The following is a 15,306-nucleotide window of genomic DNA, read 5'->3' as shown; positions in this document are numbered from 1 at the left end:
CGGCCGGTCACTGTCAGCGGACGATGTGGATGGCCGGCCAGGAGTCGCCCGGGTGAACGGGTGACCCGGGGTCGGCGGAGGGGCCCGGGTGATCGGAGGCGTCGCCGGCGAGCAATCGCCGGCGACGGGCGGCGACGTCGGCGACGAAGGCCCGGCCGCGAGGCAGATGGCGCAGGACGTCGGCCTGGCCCTGGGGCCGGGGCAGCATCCAGGAGTGGCCGCCGGGCACCCACACGACGCCGATGCCGGTGAGCTCGGCGAACTCCCGGGCCGTCTCCGGGCTCACGATCCGGTCGAAGCAGCCCCAGACCGGGAGGATGGGGATGCCCGCGTCGACGACCCGCCCCACCTCGGTGCGCAGGTCGATCGCCATGAGCATCGACGCCACCGGCAGGGTGCGCCCCATCGAGCGGATGTTCCGACGGGCGTCGGGCCACAGCCCGCGCAGGGTGGACGCCAACCGGCGCCCGATGAACAGGTCGGGGGTGTCGAGGACGGCCGCCACGAGCAGGTCGGCGACACCGGCCATGTCGGGCAGGACGGGGGAGAGCAGCTTCACCAGGACGCCGTGCCGGTGCTTCCACTCCGGCGTGGCGGCGCCGTCGCGGTACACGATGCCGAGCACGCGCTCGGGATGGGCGTCGGCGAGTTGCACGGCGACGGCGCCGCCCATGGAGTGCCCGAGCAGGACGGCCCGCTCCGCCCCGACGTGGTCGAGGAGGTGCACGACCTGGTCGGCGATCTCGGCGATGGTGACGCGCTCCCACGGGAGCGGGTCGCTGCCCGCGAACCCCGGAAGGCTGGGGTTGAGCACGCGCCACCCCAGGGCCTGGGCGAGGTTGCCGCTCTCGCGCCAGTACATGCCGCCGCCGGCGAAGTACCCGTGGAGGTTGACGGCCCACACCGGCTCGCTGCGGGCGCCCTCCGGGCCGTGGGCGCGGTGGTTGTCCGATATGGCGTAGCGCATCCGCCGGCCGTCCACGACGAGCTTGTGGGGGATCATGCGCACGGGGCGCCGCGGCGCGACCGCGGGCCGTCGGGGGGTGTGGGCATCCCCGGCCCCGTCCCCCCCGGCCCCGTCCCCCCCGGCCTGGTCCCCTCGTGAAGGCAGCACGGCAGCGTGCATGACGACCATGACGCTACCGCAGGACGCGTCACTACCCGCGTTCTGTGGTCCATTCGACACGGAACGTCACGCGCCGGACCCTGGGGCGTGGGGGCTCGAACGTTCGACGCCTGGACGCGGTCACGCCGTCACGGCGCGGGCCCGCTCCAGCGCCTGCTCGGCCTCGGCCACGAACCGGTGCACGAGCTCGGCCGCCGGCACGAGCGCGGCGATGGCGCCGACGCCCTGGCCGGTCGGGTAGCACTCCCGCTCGGGGTCCACCTCGGGCGTGTCGGCGTCGCCCCCGAGGTGGAAGGCCTTGTCGTTGATCGACTTGCCGAGTTGCGCGGGGAAGCGCTCCAGCTCGGCGGGGTGCTCGTCGAAGTAGGCGGTGTAGGCGTTGCGCACGACCCGCATGGTCTTGCCCGAGTAGGCGCGGCTGATGGTGGTGCCGTCCTCGGCGGTGCGCAGGAGGGCCTCTTTGTAGCCGGCCACCGAGCGGGCCTCGGGGGTGGCGATGAAGCGCGTTCCCACCCACACGCCGTCGGCACCGAGCGCCAGGGCGGCCGCCAGCCCCCGGCCGTCGACGATGCCACCGGCCGCCACCACCGGGACCCGGTCACCGACGGCGTCCACGACCTGGGGGACGAGCGGCATGGTGGCCACCTGCCCGGTGTGGCCGCCCGCTTCGGTGCCCTGGGCGACCACGATGTCGCACCCGGCGTCGACGGCGCGCCGAGCGTGATCGACCTTCCCGCACATGTTGACGACGAGCACCCCGTGGCGGTGGCACAGCTCCACCACTTCGACCGGGACGCCCAGGCCGGCCACGAAGACCGCGGCACCACCCTCGATGATCTTCTCGACCTGCGCCACCATGTCGCCGGGCATGGCCGTCAGCAGGTCGACGCCGAAGGGCTTGTCGGTGAGGGCGCGCACCGCGGCGATCTCCTCGACCATGGCGTCTGTCGACATGGTGGAGGCGCCCAGGCACCCGAACCCCCCGGCGGCGGACACCGCCGCCACCAGGCGGTGGTAGGACACGCCGCCCATGCCGGCGAGCATCACGGGGTGCTCGATCTCGAGCAGGCGGGTGAGTCGGGTCTGCATGACATCCTCCGGCGCGGCCGCGGCCGCGAGCTCGTCGATCCGGCCGTGTTGCCTGACGGACGGGTGTTGCCTGACGGACGGGTGTTGACTGGCGGATCAGTCTAAGAAGGCGCCCTTCCGGCGCGCCACCGGGCAGCAACGTAGCCTCGCCTGCTGTGCCCCGCCCCCGGACGACGATGCGCCGCACCCTGACCCAGGCGCGGGTCGCCGCCCACACCGTGCGCCGTCTGGGTCCCCACACCGTCGCCCTGATCATCGCCAACTCGGCTCGCCGGCAGCTGCGCGCCCCCCGCCGCGACACCCGCCGGCCCGACGCGGCGCCGATGTCGCCGGGCCGTCTGCAGCGCGTGGAGGTGTGGAACCCACGCCCGGGCACGGCGCTGTTCCACTTCGAGCGGGCCCAGCTGGAGGTGGCCTTCCTGGCGGCGGAGGTGGTGCGCGTGTCGTGGGGGCCGGGCCCCGCGCCCGTCCCCTATGCCATCGCCGCCGAGGCTCCGTGGCCCGTCCCCGACATCCAGGCCCATCCCATCGACGCCATGCGCGCCGAGGGCCCCTGGGTCATGCGCAGCGAGGCGCTCGAGGTCACGGTGTCGCCCGACGGGGCCTTGCGCACGGCCCACGCCGATGGGGCCCTGCTGCGCAGCGAGTCGGCGCCGTCGCGACGCGGGGCCGCGTGGGAGCAGTCGTTCTCCGTCCGTGCCGGCGAGCGCATGTGCGGCCTGGGTGAGCAGGCGGCCGGGGTCGACCTGCGCGGGGGTACGCGCCGGCTGTGGAACCGGGACCCCGGCGGCTCGTGGGGCCCGGGGGAGAGCCCTCTCTACCTCGGCGTCCCCGTGCTGGTGTCGACGCACCCGCAGGGAGACCTGCTCGCCTTCTACGAGAACTCCACCGAGGCCGCCTTCGACTTCGGCGACGCCGCCGCGGACGTGCCGGGCACGGCGACAGTGCGGTTCGCGGGAGGGACGCTGCGGCGTTACCTGGTGGCGGGCCCGGTGCCGCACCTCCTCGACCGCTACAGCGAGCTGACGGGTCGCCCCGCGCTGCCGCCGCGGTGGGCGCTCGGGTACCACCAGAGCCGGTGGGGCTACCGGTGCGACGCCGACGTGCGTGCCGTCACCGACGGGTTCGCGAACCTCGGCGTCCCCCTCAGTGCCGTGCACCTCGACATCGACTACATGCGCGGGTTCCGCGTCTTCACCGTGGACGCCGAGCGGTTCCCCGACCTCGCCGGCCTGGCCCGCGATGCCGCCGACGGCGGCGTGCGCGTCGTGACCATCGTCGACCCCGGCGTGAAGGTGGACCCCGAGTACGACGTGTACCGCGAAGGGCGCGACCAGCACCGCTTCTGCACCGACGAGCAGGGGCACATCGCCGAGGGCGTGGTTTGGCCCGGGCGCAGCGCCTACCCCGACTTCACCGACCCCGCCACGCGGACGTGGTGGGCGGCCAAGTACCGCCGTCTCACCGACGCCGGCGTGGCGGGTGTCTGGCACGACATGAACGAGCCCACCTCCATCGCTCTGCTCGGCGATCCCACGCTGCCGACCCCGACGCGCCATCATTTCGACGGTCGGGGCGGGGACCACGGGGAGGCGCACAACCTGTACGGCCTGCTCATGAACCGGGCCGGGTACGAGGGCCTGCGCCAGGCGTGCCCCGAGCGCCGGCCCTTCGTGGTGTCGCGCTCGGGGTGGGCGGGTATGCAGCGCTGGGCGTGGAACTGGACGGCGGACGCCGCCACCAGCTGGGAGTCGATGCGCCAGCAGATCGCCACCGTCGTGGGGCTGGGGCTGTCGGGCGTGCCCTACTCGGGCTCGGACATCGGCGGCTTCAGCGGGATCCCCGACGACGAGCTGTACCTGCGTTGGCTCCAGATGAGCGTCCTCATGCCCTACTGCCGGACGCACTCGGTGATCGGCGTGCCCCCGCGCGAGCCGTGGTGCTTCGACGAGCACACGCGCGGCATCGTCGCCGGCTGGATCAGGTTCCGGTACCGGCTCCTGCCCTACCTCTACACGTTGGCGCACCGGGCGTCGGCGGAGGGTGCCCCGCTGCTGCGCCCGGTGTGGTGGCCCCTGCCCGGCGCCCGGGTCGCCAACGGCGCCGACGCCGCCGGTGACGCCGCCGGTGACGCCGCCGGTGACGCCGCCCTCGACGCCGACGGCGCCTTCCTGCTCGGCGACGCGCTCCTGGTGGCGCCCGTCACCGAGCCCGGTGCACGGCGCCGCGCCGTTGCGCTGCCGGCCGGGGGCTTCACCAGCATCTGGGGCGACGAACAGGAGGGCGGCGAGTTCGCGGCACCACTCGAGCGGATGCCCCTGCTGGCCCGCGCCGGGGCGGTGGTCCCGCTCGACGACGGGTGGGCGGAGCCCGGCGGGCCCTGCACCCTCGACGGCGACGGCGCCACCGGGGGCGCCACCTCGGGCGCACCACCCCCCGACGCCTCGGGAGGGGACGCGCCGTCGCGTCCGGGGCGGCCTGGCCTGGCGCTCGACCACGCCCCGGTCCATCTGGCGTTCCACGCCTGGTTGGACGATGACGGGTGCGCCGAGGGTACGTGCGTCGACGACGCCGGTGACGGTGACGGGCCGGTGCGACGCGACCTCGTGCGGGTGGAGGGAGCCGTGCCGGGCGGCACCGCGACATGGACGTGGGACCGCGACGGGGACTTCCCGCCGCCCCCGTCGGTGCGGGTGGTGCTGCACGGGCTCGTGGCCGAGCGTGCCACCGCCGACGGCGTCGACGTGCCGGTGTCGGGGGGCGTCGTCGAGTGCGCGCCGTTCGCGCAGCTGACGGTGGAGGGCCTGCGGCCCGCACCGACGCGTCGGGCTTGAGGCGGCGCCCCGTGCGACTGCGGCCGCGCCGCCGGGCCGCCGGGACGCGCCCCACCGTGCCCCCGGAGCGCATCGAACTCGACGGCCTCGTCCTGGCGCGCCTCACCGCCGACGACGCCCCGACGGTGTCGGCCGCCGCCGTCGAGAGCCTGGACCACCTCCGCCCCTGGATGCCCTGGGCCACACCGGAGGGGACGTCGCTCGAGGCGCAACGCGAGCGCCTGCTCGGCCCGGCCAGCGCCTGGACGCCGGGCAGCGACTACGGCTACGGCATGTTCCTTCCCGACGGCCGGCTGGTGGGCGGCATCGGACTGCACCGGCGCATCGGCCGCAGCGCCCTGGAGATCGGGTACTGGGTGCACGTCGACCACACCCGCCGGGGGATCGCGGCGGCGGCCGCCGCCGCCCTCACGGCGGCGGGCTTCGCCCTGCGCGGGATCGAGCGCATGGAGATCCACTGCGACGAGGCCAACGTGGCCAGTGCAGCCGTGCCACGCCGCCTCGGCTACCGGTTGGCGGCGCGCGTCGACCACGAGCCCGAGGCACCCGGGGAGACCGGGACGCGCCTGGTCTGGGTCGTCCACCGCCGCGAATGGGAGGCCGGCCATCCGAGGGGGACCGGCGGCCCGTAGATCGAGTCGAGGGACCACCCCGGTCCGACACGCCGACACGCCGCCCCGGCGGCGCGGCGGAGGGGTCAGGCGCTCGTGCCCGGCCCGAGCGCGGTGACGGCCTCGTCGATGGTGTCGAAGATGTGGTCCCGCCCGATGCGGTCGAGCAGCCCGCTGCGGACGAGGTTGCGGGGAGCGACGGCCAGGGTGCGGGCGACGCCCACGGCGATGTGTTGGCGCGCGAACTCGTCGAGCAGCGTCCGCAGTGTGCGGGCGCCCGTGTAGTCGATGTCGCCCATGGCGTCGGCGTCGAGGACCAGGGCCCGGGGCGGCGTGGGTGCCTCGGCCAGCGCCTTGTGGACGAGCGTGCGGAATTGGTCGGCGTTGGCGTAGTACAGCGGGGCCACGAACTGCACCACCACCACGCCGGGGACCTGGACGGGCCGGTGGTGGTGGGCCAGCGGCTCCCAGCTCGTGGTCCCGGGGATCTTGCCGAGCACGTAGGCCCGGGGACGGGCCGACCGCCGGGTGCGGTCGAGGATGGCGAGCACCACGGCCACACCGATGCCCTGCTCGACGCCGACGAAGGCGACGGTGAGCAGGGTGAGGATCGTCAGACCGAACTCCCACAGGTCGAAGCGCATCACCGACGCCAGCTCGCGGACGTGGAAGATGCGGGTGGCGATGTAGACGAGGATGGCGGCGAGCGTGGCCAGGGGGACGTCGGTGAGCAGGCCGGCCGCCGGCACGAGCAGGACGACGCCGGCCGCGGCGACCAGCCCGGCGAGCTGGGTCTTGCCCCCGGCGGAGGCCACCGCCGCGGTGCGGGCGGGACTGGCGTCGGCGGCGAAGGCACCGGCGAGCCCCGACAGCACGCCACCGGCGCCGACGCCGAGGAAGTCGCGGTTCAGGTCGACGTCGTAGCCACCCTCGTCGGCGAAGGCGCGCGTGGTGGCGGCCGTCTGGCTCAGCACCACGAGCGCCACGACGCCGGCGAGCGGCAACAGGCGGCCGACCGACGTCCAGGAGGCCCCGGGCAGGCCCAGGTGCGGGGCCCCGTGCGCCACCGTGCCGAGCACGGGCACGCCGCGGTCGCGCAGCCCGGCGGCCGCCACGACGAGGGTCGAGCCCACCATGCCGATCAGCGCGCCGGGGAGCTTGCGGTCGACACGCTCGGCCGCCACGACCACGGCGAAGACCGCCACGCCGATGGAGAACGCCCAACCGTTGGCGTGGCCGAGATCCCGGGCGACATCGGCCAGGCGGTGCACGGTGGATCCGGAGGCTCCCTGCAGCCCGAGAAGGTCGGGGAGCTGGTGCACCACGATGATGACGGCGACGCCGGCGAGGAAGCCGGTGATGATCGGCGCCGACAGGAAGTCGGCGATCCATCCCATCCGCAGCAGCCCGACCAGCACCACGATCACGCCCACCATGACGGCCAGCAGCGCAACGAGGTCGACGTACTGCGCCGAGCTGGCGGGCGCCAGATGGGCGACACCCGTCGCGAACAGCGGTGCGATGGTGGAGTCGGCGCCCACCGACAGCTGCGGGTTGGAGCCCAGCGCGGCGAAGGCCACCGTGCCGGCGACGAAGACGTACAGGCCGGTGATGGGGGGCATCCCCGCCAGGCGGGAGGTGGCCAGCTGCTCGGGCACGGCGATGACGAGGAGCGTGACGCACGCCAACAGGTCGGGCCCGAGCCATCGGCGCCGGTAGCCGTGGACCCACCCGAGCACCGGGACCATCGGGTGCGACGCTGCGGCCCGGTTTCCGGCGCCGGCCGCCTCCTCGGGCCCGGCCCCGCCGTCGGAGCCCGCTGTCGGCCGAGCGGTCATCGGCTGGCCCCCCCTTGCGCCCGGCGGCCCGTCATGGGTCGGTGTCGAGCCAGTGTCGCACGCTCGAGACCACGCTGACCTCGGGGTGCGACCACACGAAGCGCTCCACCCGGTCGAGGATCTCCTCCGCGCGCCGCGCCGTCGGTGCCACGACGCTGAAGGCGACGCCGGCCAGCTGCCAGCGGTCGTGGTGGGCGACCTCGGCGGCCGAGACCCCGAAGCGGTGCCGGGCCCCCTCCACGATGGGGCGCACCACGGCCCGCTTGGCCTTGAGCGAGGCGCTCTCCCCGAGGTGCAGGTCCATCTCGAGGGCCCCGACGTGCAGAGCGCTCACGGGCCGGTCCCCGCCCAGAACGCCGACATGGGCACCGTGGTGCGGGCGGCGGCACCACCGAGGAGCGGCAGGCCGAAGGCGTCCTCCACGGTGCGCAAGAACGAGTAGTGGTCGAAGAGCGTGCCCACGCGCAGACCGGCGCGGACGTGGGGGGCGATGACGAGCGTGAGGACGTTCCCCCCACCCCCGCTGTCGGTGATCGCACCGGACGACGCGCTGGCGGAGTCGGCCCCCTCGTCCCACGTGACCACGAGTGCGCCGTTGTCGGCCCAGGCGGCGCTGGTGGTGACGGTGGCGACGAACCCGGAGAGCCAGGCGCCCCCGGCGGCCGCGCCGCAGTCGTGGCCGCTGTGACACAGATCGGGGGTCACCCACACGAAGCGGGGGACGCCGGAGGCGGGAGCCCCCGGCGCCAGGAGGGGCGTCAGGGCGTGCAGCGGTTGGAGATGGGCGCACACCGACGGGTCGGCACGCACGTCGGTGAAGTACGCGAACGGGTCGTGCTTGGCGGCGTAGCTGCCGTCGGGCGACTGAGGCCCGAGGAAGCAGTTCCCCGGCATGCCCTCGAAGTACGCGCCCCAGGGGATGCCGGCGGCCGACAGCTGCGTCGCCAGGTTTGCGCCGGTCTGGATGCACGACGTGCAGTCCGAGGAGACGCCCCAGGTCGAGCCGGACGCGAGCGCCAGGTAGTTGGGCAGGCTCGGATGTGCGACCGCGTACCAGGCGTCGGCGCTGGCGTAGCGGTGGGCCAGCGCGGCGACGGCGGGCACCGCCAGGGCTTCCTGGCGGTCGAGGTTCTCCATGACGACGACGAACAGGTGCGCGAAGGCGGGGACCCCTTCGCGCCCGGCGCCCGCCGCCAGAACGGTGGTGGTGGCAGCCGAGGTGCCCGACGGCGGGCGCGTCGTGGTGGACCGAGCGCGGGCCGAGGTGGGAGTGCCCGGATGCGGAGCGGTGCCGCTGTGTCCGGCGCCGCATCCCGCCAGGGTGGTGGCCGCCACGGCCGCCACGGCCGCCAGAACGGCCGGGGCCAGCGTGCGCCGTGCCCGCGGTGACCGGGAGTGCCCGTGGGAGCGGCGCGTGTCCACCGTGGCGAGGATAACGGCAGCCCGCCGGGCGGCCACTGCTACGGTGACGCCGGTGTCAGGGACGGGGGCCGCGGCGACGCGCCGGCACGGGGCAGGGGGCCGCGGCGCCTGATGCCGACGTGGCTCACCGACGGCGAGTACCGGATCCTCCAGGCGGCCTGCGAGCGCCTCATCCCCGAGGACGAGTCGCCCGGGGCGGTGAGCGCCGGGGTGCCGGAGTACATCGACGGCCTGCTCGGTGCCTTCCTCGTCGACCCGCCCCGGATCTGGGCAGGGGGCCCGACGTCGGGCCGCCACGGCGGCGAGGCCGGTTTCTCGCGGTTCCACCGCCTGACGCCGCTCGACGAGCTGGCGTGGCGGACGCGCATCGAAGGGTCGCGCGGCCTGGTCGAGCGCGAGTTCAACGGGCCCGTGGTCGGCCTGCAGGAGCGCTACCGGGCGGGGCTGCAGGACCTCGGAGCCGGGTTCTGCGACGTCGGGCCCGGAGAGCAGGACGAGCGTCTGCGCGCCACGGCCGAGTTCACCGCGCTGCTGTACGAGCACTGCTGCGAGGGCATGTACGGCGCGCCCGAGTACGGCGGCAACCGCGACGGCACGGGGTGGGACGCCATCGGGTACCCCGGGGACGTCCAGCCGCGCGGCTGGAGCGACGCCGAGGTGGCGGGCCCGTGACGGTCGACGCCGTCATCGTGGGGTCGGGCCCCGGGGGTGCCACGGTGGCCGACGTCCTCACCCGGGCGGGGTGGTCCGTGGTCATCGTCGAGAAGGGCCGGAATCACCTGCTCGACCCCGATGACCTGTCGCGTCCCGCCGCGGACTACTCCAACGACGAGCTCAAGTTCGTGCACCGGCACTTCCTCGGGCCCGACCCGATCATCGAGCCGCGCACGTTCCGTACCGGTGAGGAGGAGGGCGACCACTCCCATGTGGGAGAGGTCAACTCCATCCCCACGACCGTCGGCGGCGGAGGGACACACGCGGATGGCAAGGTGCCGCGCTTTCGCGAGGAGGACTTCACCCTGCGCAGCACCCACGGCCCCGTCGACGGCGCCGACGTCGACGACTGGCCGATCACCTACGACGACCTCGAGCCCTTCTACGCCGAGGCCGAGCGCTCCGTCGGGGTGGCCGGCGAGGCCGGCGCCAATCCCTTCGCGGCGTGGCGCTCGGGCCCGTACCCCATGCCCTCCGGGGCCCCGATGTACGGCGCCGTGCTGTCGACGGCGGCGGCCGAGCGCCAGGGGCTGCACCCGTACGCGGCACCGACGGCGGCGAACTCCGTCCCCTACGACGGCCGGCCGGCGTGCAACAACTGCGGGTTCTGTGCGTTCTTCGGCTGCCCCATCCATGCCAAGGGCGACCCGGTGGCCATGCTGCGCCGGGCCATGGCGTCGGGCCACGCCGAGCTGCTGAGCGAGACCTTCGTGGCCCGGGTGCGCAGCGACGGGCGCCGGGCCACGGGCGTGGAGGTGGTGGGGCCCGACGGCGCCACGCGGGCGATCGACGCCCGGCACGTCGTCATCGCCGCCGGCGCCATCGAAACCCCGCGCCTGCTGCTCCTGTCGGGCATCGACGACCCGCTGGTGGGCCGGTACCTGATGGTTCACTTTCAGACCTTCGCCATCGGCATCCTCCCTGAGCGCGTGCACGGCCACAAGGGGCGGGCCGTGACCCACCTCCACGACGACGCTGTGATCGTCGACGACGCCGCCAGGGCCGCGGCCCGTGCGGCGGGCCTGCCGTGGGTCCGCGGGGGCCTGGTCGAGCACGGCGGCCCCAGCCTGCCGGTCATGGAGGCGAAGCTCTACCCCTGGGGGGCGAAGCACAAGTCGCTCATGCGCTCGTCGCCCATGCGCGACCGCATGTGGGCCTTCACCATGCAGGGCGAGGACCTCGCCCAGGCCACCAACCGCGTGGACCTCGACCCGACCGTGCGCGACGTGCGGGGGTTCCCGGTGGCCCGCATCACCTACCGACCGCACCGCCACGAGGAGGTGGCCTCGGCGCACCATGCCCCGAGCATGGTGCGCATCCTCCAGGACATGGGGGCGACCTGGACCATGACGGCCACGTCGCCGCAGGTCGGCGGGCGCGACCACCAGGGGAGGGAGGATCGCCGCGGCGCGGAGGCGGCCGTTCCCATGAGCCGTCACGTCATGGGCACCACCCGGATGGGCCACGACCCACGGACGTCGGTCGTCGACGCCTACGGACGGGTGCACGGCCTCGAGAACGTGGTGGTGGCCGACTCCTCGGTGTTCGTCACCTCGGCCGGATACGGCCCCACGCTCACGCTGGTGGCGCTGGCGGCCCGGGCCGCGACGGCGATGGTCGGGGGCTCGGCTCCCAGCTGAGCGTGCGTGGGTGGGGCGCTACGGCTGACGGTCGAGGTGCGAGGCGAGGAAACGCCCGCTCGCCTCGAATTCCTCGGCGGGCACCTCGGCGTGCATCCCGGGGTGGGCGTGCATGCGCTTGTCCGTGCTCCCGAGGGCGCCGAAGAGCTCGAACGACCGCTCCCGGTCGAAGAGCTCGTCGTCCCACTGCACGAGGAACAGCACCGGGCACCGTACCGCCGGCGCGTCGGCGGCGAACCGCTCCCTGGTCGGCCCCGCGATCGCCATGAGCCCGAGCACGGCCACCGCCACCCGGGGCTCGGCCGCCACCACGGGAAGGCCGAAGATGGTCCCCATGGACAGGCCCCACCACCCGCAGGGGCCATCGGCCACCTCGTGGAGAGCCTGCACGGCGTCGAGCACGGTGCGCCAGTCGGCCACCATGGCGTCGATGAGGCCGTGGTCGGCCGACCACGCCTGGGCGAAGTCGAGGAAGGCGCGCTCGCCGTCCATGACGCCGTCGGCGCGCCGGTCGCCGTGCACGGGCCCGTCGATGGCCACGGCGCACAGGCCATGGTGCCGCACCAGGCCGCGTGCCAGGGCGACGATGTAGTCCTCGCGCTTGGTCCCCGAGGCGCCGTGGCCCAGCATCACCACCGGGCTCGGCGCGGAGCTCTCCGCCGGCGTCCACAGGACCCCGGGGATCCGGCGCTCGCCGCGCATCACGTCGAACCGGCGTTCGCGTACGCCTTTGGCCACGACGTCGTCGATGACGTGCACGGGTGCGAGCGTAGCGGCCGGTGTGCAGTCACGGTGAGCGGAGGTGGCCACGGTGCTCGGTGACGACGACGCCCCGGGAGTGCGCTCGGGAGTGGTACGAGGCGTGCAACGCACACCACCTCGATCGGGTCATGCGCCACTGGGTGGCGGACGCGGTGTTCACGAGCCCGCTCGTCGCCACGATCACGGGCGACCCGTCGGGCACGGTGGACGGACACGATGCGTTGCGGACCTCTGGCGCACGGGGCTCGACGCCCACCCCGACCTGCGGTTCGAGTCCCGGACCCTCCTGGTCGGGCACGACAGCATCGCTCTCAGCTACCGCAACCACCGGGGCCAGGAGTGCGCCGAGTTCATCGTGTTCGGGCCCGACGGACGTGGCATCCGAGGCCGGGCGCACGACGGGCCGGCGGGGCCATAGACGAGGGGGCATGAGACCCGCATGCCGAACGCCTTCCAGGTAGAGCACCCTGGCATGCCTAAGCGTCCGCTACTTGGAAGCCTCCGCACCTCCGCCGGACTCCGAATCCGGCCCGAACGAATTCTCAATATCCGACACCTTTCGTACGAGGCGGAGGCCCCCCGGTTCCGTCCGTACGAAACCAAAGTGTTCGTAGAAACGTGCAGCTTCGTCGTCAATCGCGTCTACGACGACAAACCGGGCACCAACATCTTCTGCCGCAACAAGAATCCGCTCCAAAGCGTCCACCAGCAAGCTTCCACCCAGGTGGCGGCCATGGAGCCGCGAATCAAGCGCCAACTTTGCCAATAGGACAGCTGGAATCCTGTCGGGGCTACCTCTCCCGATCTTGTGGCGGATCGCCTCACGCAGAATCTCATGGGCGGCGACAGCGTAATAGCCGACTACTTGGTTCCCATCCAGCCATACAAACGTTAGAGCGGTTCGATTCGCAGCAGCATGCCTGGCCGATTCACTCAGCCACCGATCAAGTTCTGCCTTGCCACACTCGAAGCTCGAAAGATCGTGGTCCGGTCCTAGGGATTCAGATTCATACTCCAACCGAGGCAGGCCCGACTTGACCCGTTCCTTCCACGCTCGTCCGACGCCGTTCCACCGCCCTCGTCAGCGCCTCGCTACTCTGCGCCGGCCGCTCCAGCGCTTGCAAGAGCTGGTCGAAGAACTCGGGCGAGACCGTGGTTGTCGACCAGGTAGCTATTACGGCGTCCGCTCTCTCGACGGCGGCAGTCAGCATGAAGGCAGTCAGGGACTGATTGACGAGACCGGCAGCCGAACGGATCCGCTGCTCCTGCTCCGGAGCGGCTCGCAATTCGATTCTCGCAGTCTTCGCCATATCCAGTCCTTTACTGAGCCTACCGGCCTCTGTACGGCGATTGTACGGCGACTGGGAACAAAGTCAATCCGTCTTAAGCCCCTAAGATCCGTATAGGGGCTGTGACCAGGGAAAACAAAGGATGACGGGTAGCACGCCATGAGGCTCTGACCAGGACTTCTGCTCCACCAAATGCCAAACCAGCATCGAGGCCACGGCGGATTCCCTCTCCGTCGCCTGCCTCTTCCGTCCACCAATCGAGAGACTGGTCGAGAGACATTGCCGGACGCTGGCGTGGGGCGACGGCACCGTGCCTGACTCTGGAAGTGGCGTGTCCTCCAGCGCAGTGATCGAGTAGTGATCGTGACCATGGTGCTCACCTTGGAACCGAGCACGCCGCCCTCCTCGCCTTGTCTTCGAACCTTCGAACAGTCCGAAAACGTAGGCAGGAAGCGGCGTTGCTCGCGTCTCAGCGGCTCATGGCACCCACGGATGGGTCAGGAGAGCCCAATCATTTAGTGGAATCTGGGGTCTCCGCCCGGCAACGTCAGGGTCTCGATCACGTCACCGGCCTTGTCCTTCGTCTTCGACGCGACGCACGGCGGGGTCGGCGACTGCGAGGTGCAGTCCGGCAGAAGACCGAGTGTCGTGGTGTTCCCGTAGCGATCCGTGAAGGGCGTCCCCGAGGAGTAGCACACTTGGTAGAAGGAGACACCGTTGTTGGGTCCCTGTTGCTGGACGACGGTCTTGTCGATCTGGAGCACGACGGTCTTGGTACTCAATGACGTGAAGTTGCGTTCCGACAACGTGGTGACGCTCGGTGCGTGGTGGAAGTTGTCCCCGCAGGTGAGCGTGCCCTCGCCCAACGATTCGAGGAGGAAGCCGTCCGTCGAGGAGGTGCCGCTTGCTGACGTGGACATGGAGTTCGTCTGGTTGATCGTGGCCGTGCACGTCTTCCCAGCGGTGCAGGCGGTGGCGACGTCCCATATGGAGAAGACGTTCGACGTGGCGGACGTGATCCCCGGAGAGGTGGCCGACAGGTCGTAATCACCGTGCAGGTTGACGGAAAGGGTACTGAAACTGGCGACCCCTGTAACGGCGTTCTGTGTCACGGACGTGGCACCTGAGAGCAATGCCCCCGGAGCCGGGTTCGGCGAGTCGGCACCGATCGCCAAGGTGATGGCGACGGTGGACGAGGTGACTCGTACCCCGTTGCCGTCGAGGACCTCGACCTGCACCGGGCCGCCCGGTGGGGTGTTGAACGGCGAGGTGCTGATGGTGCTCTTGACCACGGCGTCAGTCGGCTGGGTCACGAAATTCAGCTGGCATCCTCCATCGACCGTGGTGGTGAGATTGGTGTTGGTGCTGTCGATCACGAAGGCGTTACCCGGAGGCCCGTTGAAGTCGTTCGACTGCTTCGCCTGCGACTGCCACAGCTCGGTCCCGGCCGTGCACGGGGCGGTGGCTTGAATCGTCACTGCGACGCTCTGGCCCGGCGGGATACCGAGATTGCGTAGTTGAACGACGTTGCCGGCGACTGTCGCGATGTTGCCGGGTGACGCCCCCGTCACGGTGAAGCCGGGGGGTGCGGTGATGTTGGCTGACCCCAGAGACTGAGGATTCGCCTCGTTGACCAGCGTGGCGGTAAACGACGTGGACGATCCGGCGCCGACGTCATGGGGATGAAGCGGGTCCGGGGTCGTAATGTTGATCGAGTACGGCTTTGTCGTGGTGGCGGCATTCGCTGCCGAGATCACCGTGTTCGATGCGAAAGCAGCCAGCACGATCGCTGCGACGAACGACCAGCGCCGTCGAGTGGAAGTTGGGCCTCCGGCGGCGAACCTGTTCGATCGCGACGTCCACGAACCACTACTGCGTCTTGCCATCTTGTCCCCCCGTCCCCGTCCGGAGCCAGGGTAGATGAGAAATCAGCGTCGATGCATACGCTGTGCGTGCTGGCGACGATCGCTGGAATTGCCAG

At 72.1% G+C, this 15,306-nt stretch carries 12 protein-coding genes; 5 read left to right on the top strand and 7 right to left on the bottom strand.

Annotated elements, in window-relative coordinates:
- Window positions 1-13 precede the first annotated feature (13 nt).
- Together VMV22_05765 and VMV22_05760 are read right to left on the bottom strand one after the other, a co-directional pair.
- Entirely contained in the window at window positions 14-1,003 is a 990-nt protein-coding gene (locus tag VMV22_05765; protein HUY21828.1) for an alpha/beta fold hydrolase, read from the bottom strand.
- 243 nt (window positions 1,004-1,246) lie between these two features.
- A complete protein-coding gene (locus VMV22_05760) occupies window positions 1,247-2,215 on the bottom strand; it encodes a nitronate monooxygenase (protein ID HUY21827.1) in 969 nt (322 codons plus the stop codon).
- A 155-nt stretch (window positions 2,216-2,370) separates the two neighbouring features.
- Between VMV22_05760 and VMV22_05755 the strand changes: the two genes are divergently transcribed.
- Both VMV22_05755 and VMV22_05750 read left to right on the top strand, forming a co-directional pair.
- Window positions 2,371-5,049 (top strand): TIM-barrel domain-containing protein, encoded by a 2,679-nt coding sequence (locus VMV22_05755; GenBank protein ID HUY21826.1) that lies wholly within the window; start codon window positions 2,371-2,373, stop codon window positions 5,047-5,049.
- Between the two features lie 11 nt (window positions 5,050-5,060).
- Window positions 5,061-5,681 carry a GNAT family protein gene (locus tag VMV22_05750; GenBank protein ID HUY21825.1) on the top strand — a complete coding sequence of 207 codons (621 nt, stop codon included), beginning with the start codon at window positions 5,061-5,063 and terminating at the stop codon, window positions 5,679-5,681.
- A gap of 65 nt (window positions 5,682-5,746) precedes the next feature.
- On the opposite strand, the gene VMV22_05745 is transcribed toward VMV22_05750, so the two are convergent.
- The 3 genes from VMV22_05745 to VMV22_05735 all read right to left on the bottom strand — a co-directional run bounded on the left by VMV22_05745 (window position 5,747) and on the right by VMV22_05735 (window position 8,920).
- Window positions 5,747-7,408, bottom strand: a complete 1,662-nt coding sequence (locus VMV22_05745; GenBank protein HUY21824.1) for a SulP family inorganic anion transporter — start codon at window positions 7,406-7,408, stop codon at window positions 5,747-5,749.
- A 121-nt stretch (window positions 7,409-7,529) separates the two neighbouring features.
- Window positions 7,530-7,832, bottom strand: a complete 303-nt coding sequence (locus VMV22_05740; protein ID HUY21823.1) for a DUF503 domain-containing protein — start codon at window positions 7,830-7,832, stop codon at window positions 7,530-7,532.
- Complete coding sequence (locus VMV22_05735; GenBank protein HUY21822.1) at window positions 7,829-8,920, bottom strand: alkaline phosphatase family protein; 1,092 nt, start codon at window positions 8,918-8,920, stop codon at window positions 7,829-7,831. The genes VMV22_05740 and VMV22_05735 overlap by 4 nt, the downstream gene beginning before the upstream one ends.
- A gap of 111 nt (window positions 8,921-9,031) precedes the next feature.
- Between VMV22_05735 and VMV22_05730 the strand changes: the two genes are divergently transcribed.
- Together VMV22_05730 and VMV22_05725 are read left to right on the top strand one after the other, a co-directional pair.
- On the top strand, window positions 9,032-9,592 hold the full coding sequence (locus VMV22_05730; GenBank protein ID HUY21821.1) for a gluconate 2-dehydrogenase subunit 3 family protein: 561 nt from the start codon (window positions 9,032-9,034) through the stop codon (window positions 9,590-9,592).
- The gene (locus VMV22_05725; protein ID HUY21820.1) at window positions 9,589-11,274 is read left to right on the top strand and encodes a GMC family oxidoreductase; all 1,686 of its coding nucleotides are present in this window, start codon (window positions 9,589-9,591) and stop codon (window positions 11,272-11,274) included. Before VMV22_05730 ends, VMV22_05725 begins: the two co-directional genes overlap by 4 nt.
- A gap of 18 nt (window positions 11,275-11,292) precedes the next feature.
- Here VMV22_05725 and VMV22_05720 read toward each other — a convergent pair whose 3' ends face one another.
- The gene (locus tag VMV22_05720) at window positions 11,293-12,033 is read right to left on the bottom strand and encodes a hypothetical protein (protein ID HUY21819.1); all 741 of its coding nucleotides are present in this window, start codon (window positions 12,031-12,033) and stop codon (window positions 11,293-11,295) included.
- A 442-nt stretch (window positions 12,034-12,475) separates the two neighbouring features.
- Here VMV22_05720 and VMV22_05715 point away from each other — a divergent pair, with 442 nt between their 5' ends.
- Entirely contained in the window at window positions 12,476-12,805 is a 330-nt protein-coding gene (locus VMV22_05715; protein HUY21818.1) for a hypothetical protein, read from the top strand.
- A 1,035-nt stretch (window positions 12,806-13,840) separates the two neighbouring features.
- On the opposite strand, the gene VMV22_05710 is transcribed toward VMV22_05715, so the two are convergent.
- Complete coding sequence (locus VMV22_05710; GenBank protein ID HUY21817.1) at window positions 13,841-15,211, bottom strand: hypothetical protein; 1,371 nt, start codon at window positions 15,209-15,211, stop codon at window positions 13,841-13,843.
- Between the last annotated feature and the right edge of the window lie 95 nt (window positions 15,212-15,306).

Source organism: Acidimicrobiales bacterium (assembly GCA_035531755.1).
In the GTDB taxonomy this organism is placed as follows: domain Bacteria; phylum Actinomycetota; class Acidimicrobiia; order Acidimicrobiales; family UBA8190; genus DATKSK01.
The sequence above is the reverse complement of the archived record's forward strand: the minus strand, read 5'-3'. Positions and strand labels throughout refer to the sequence as shown.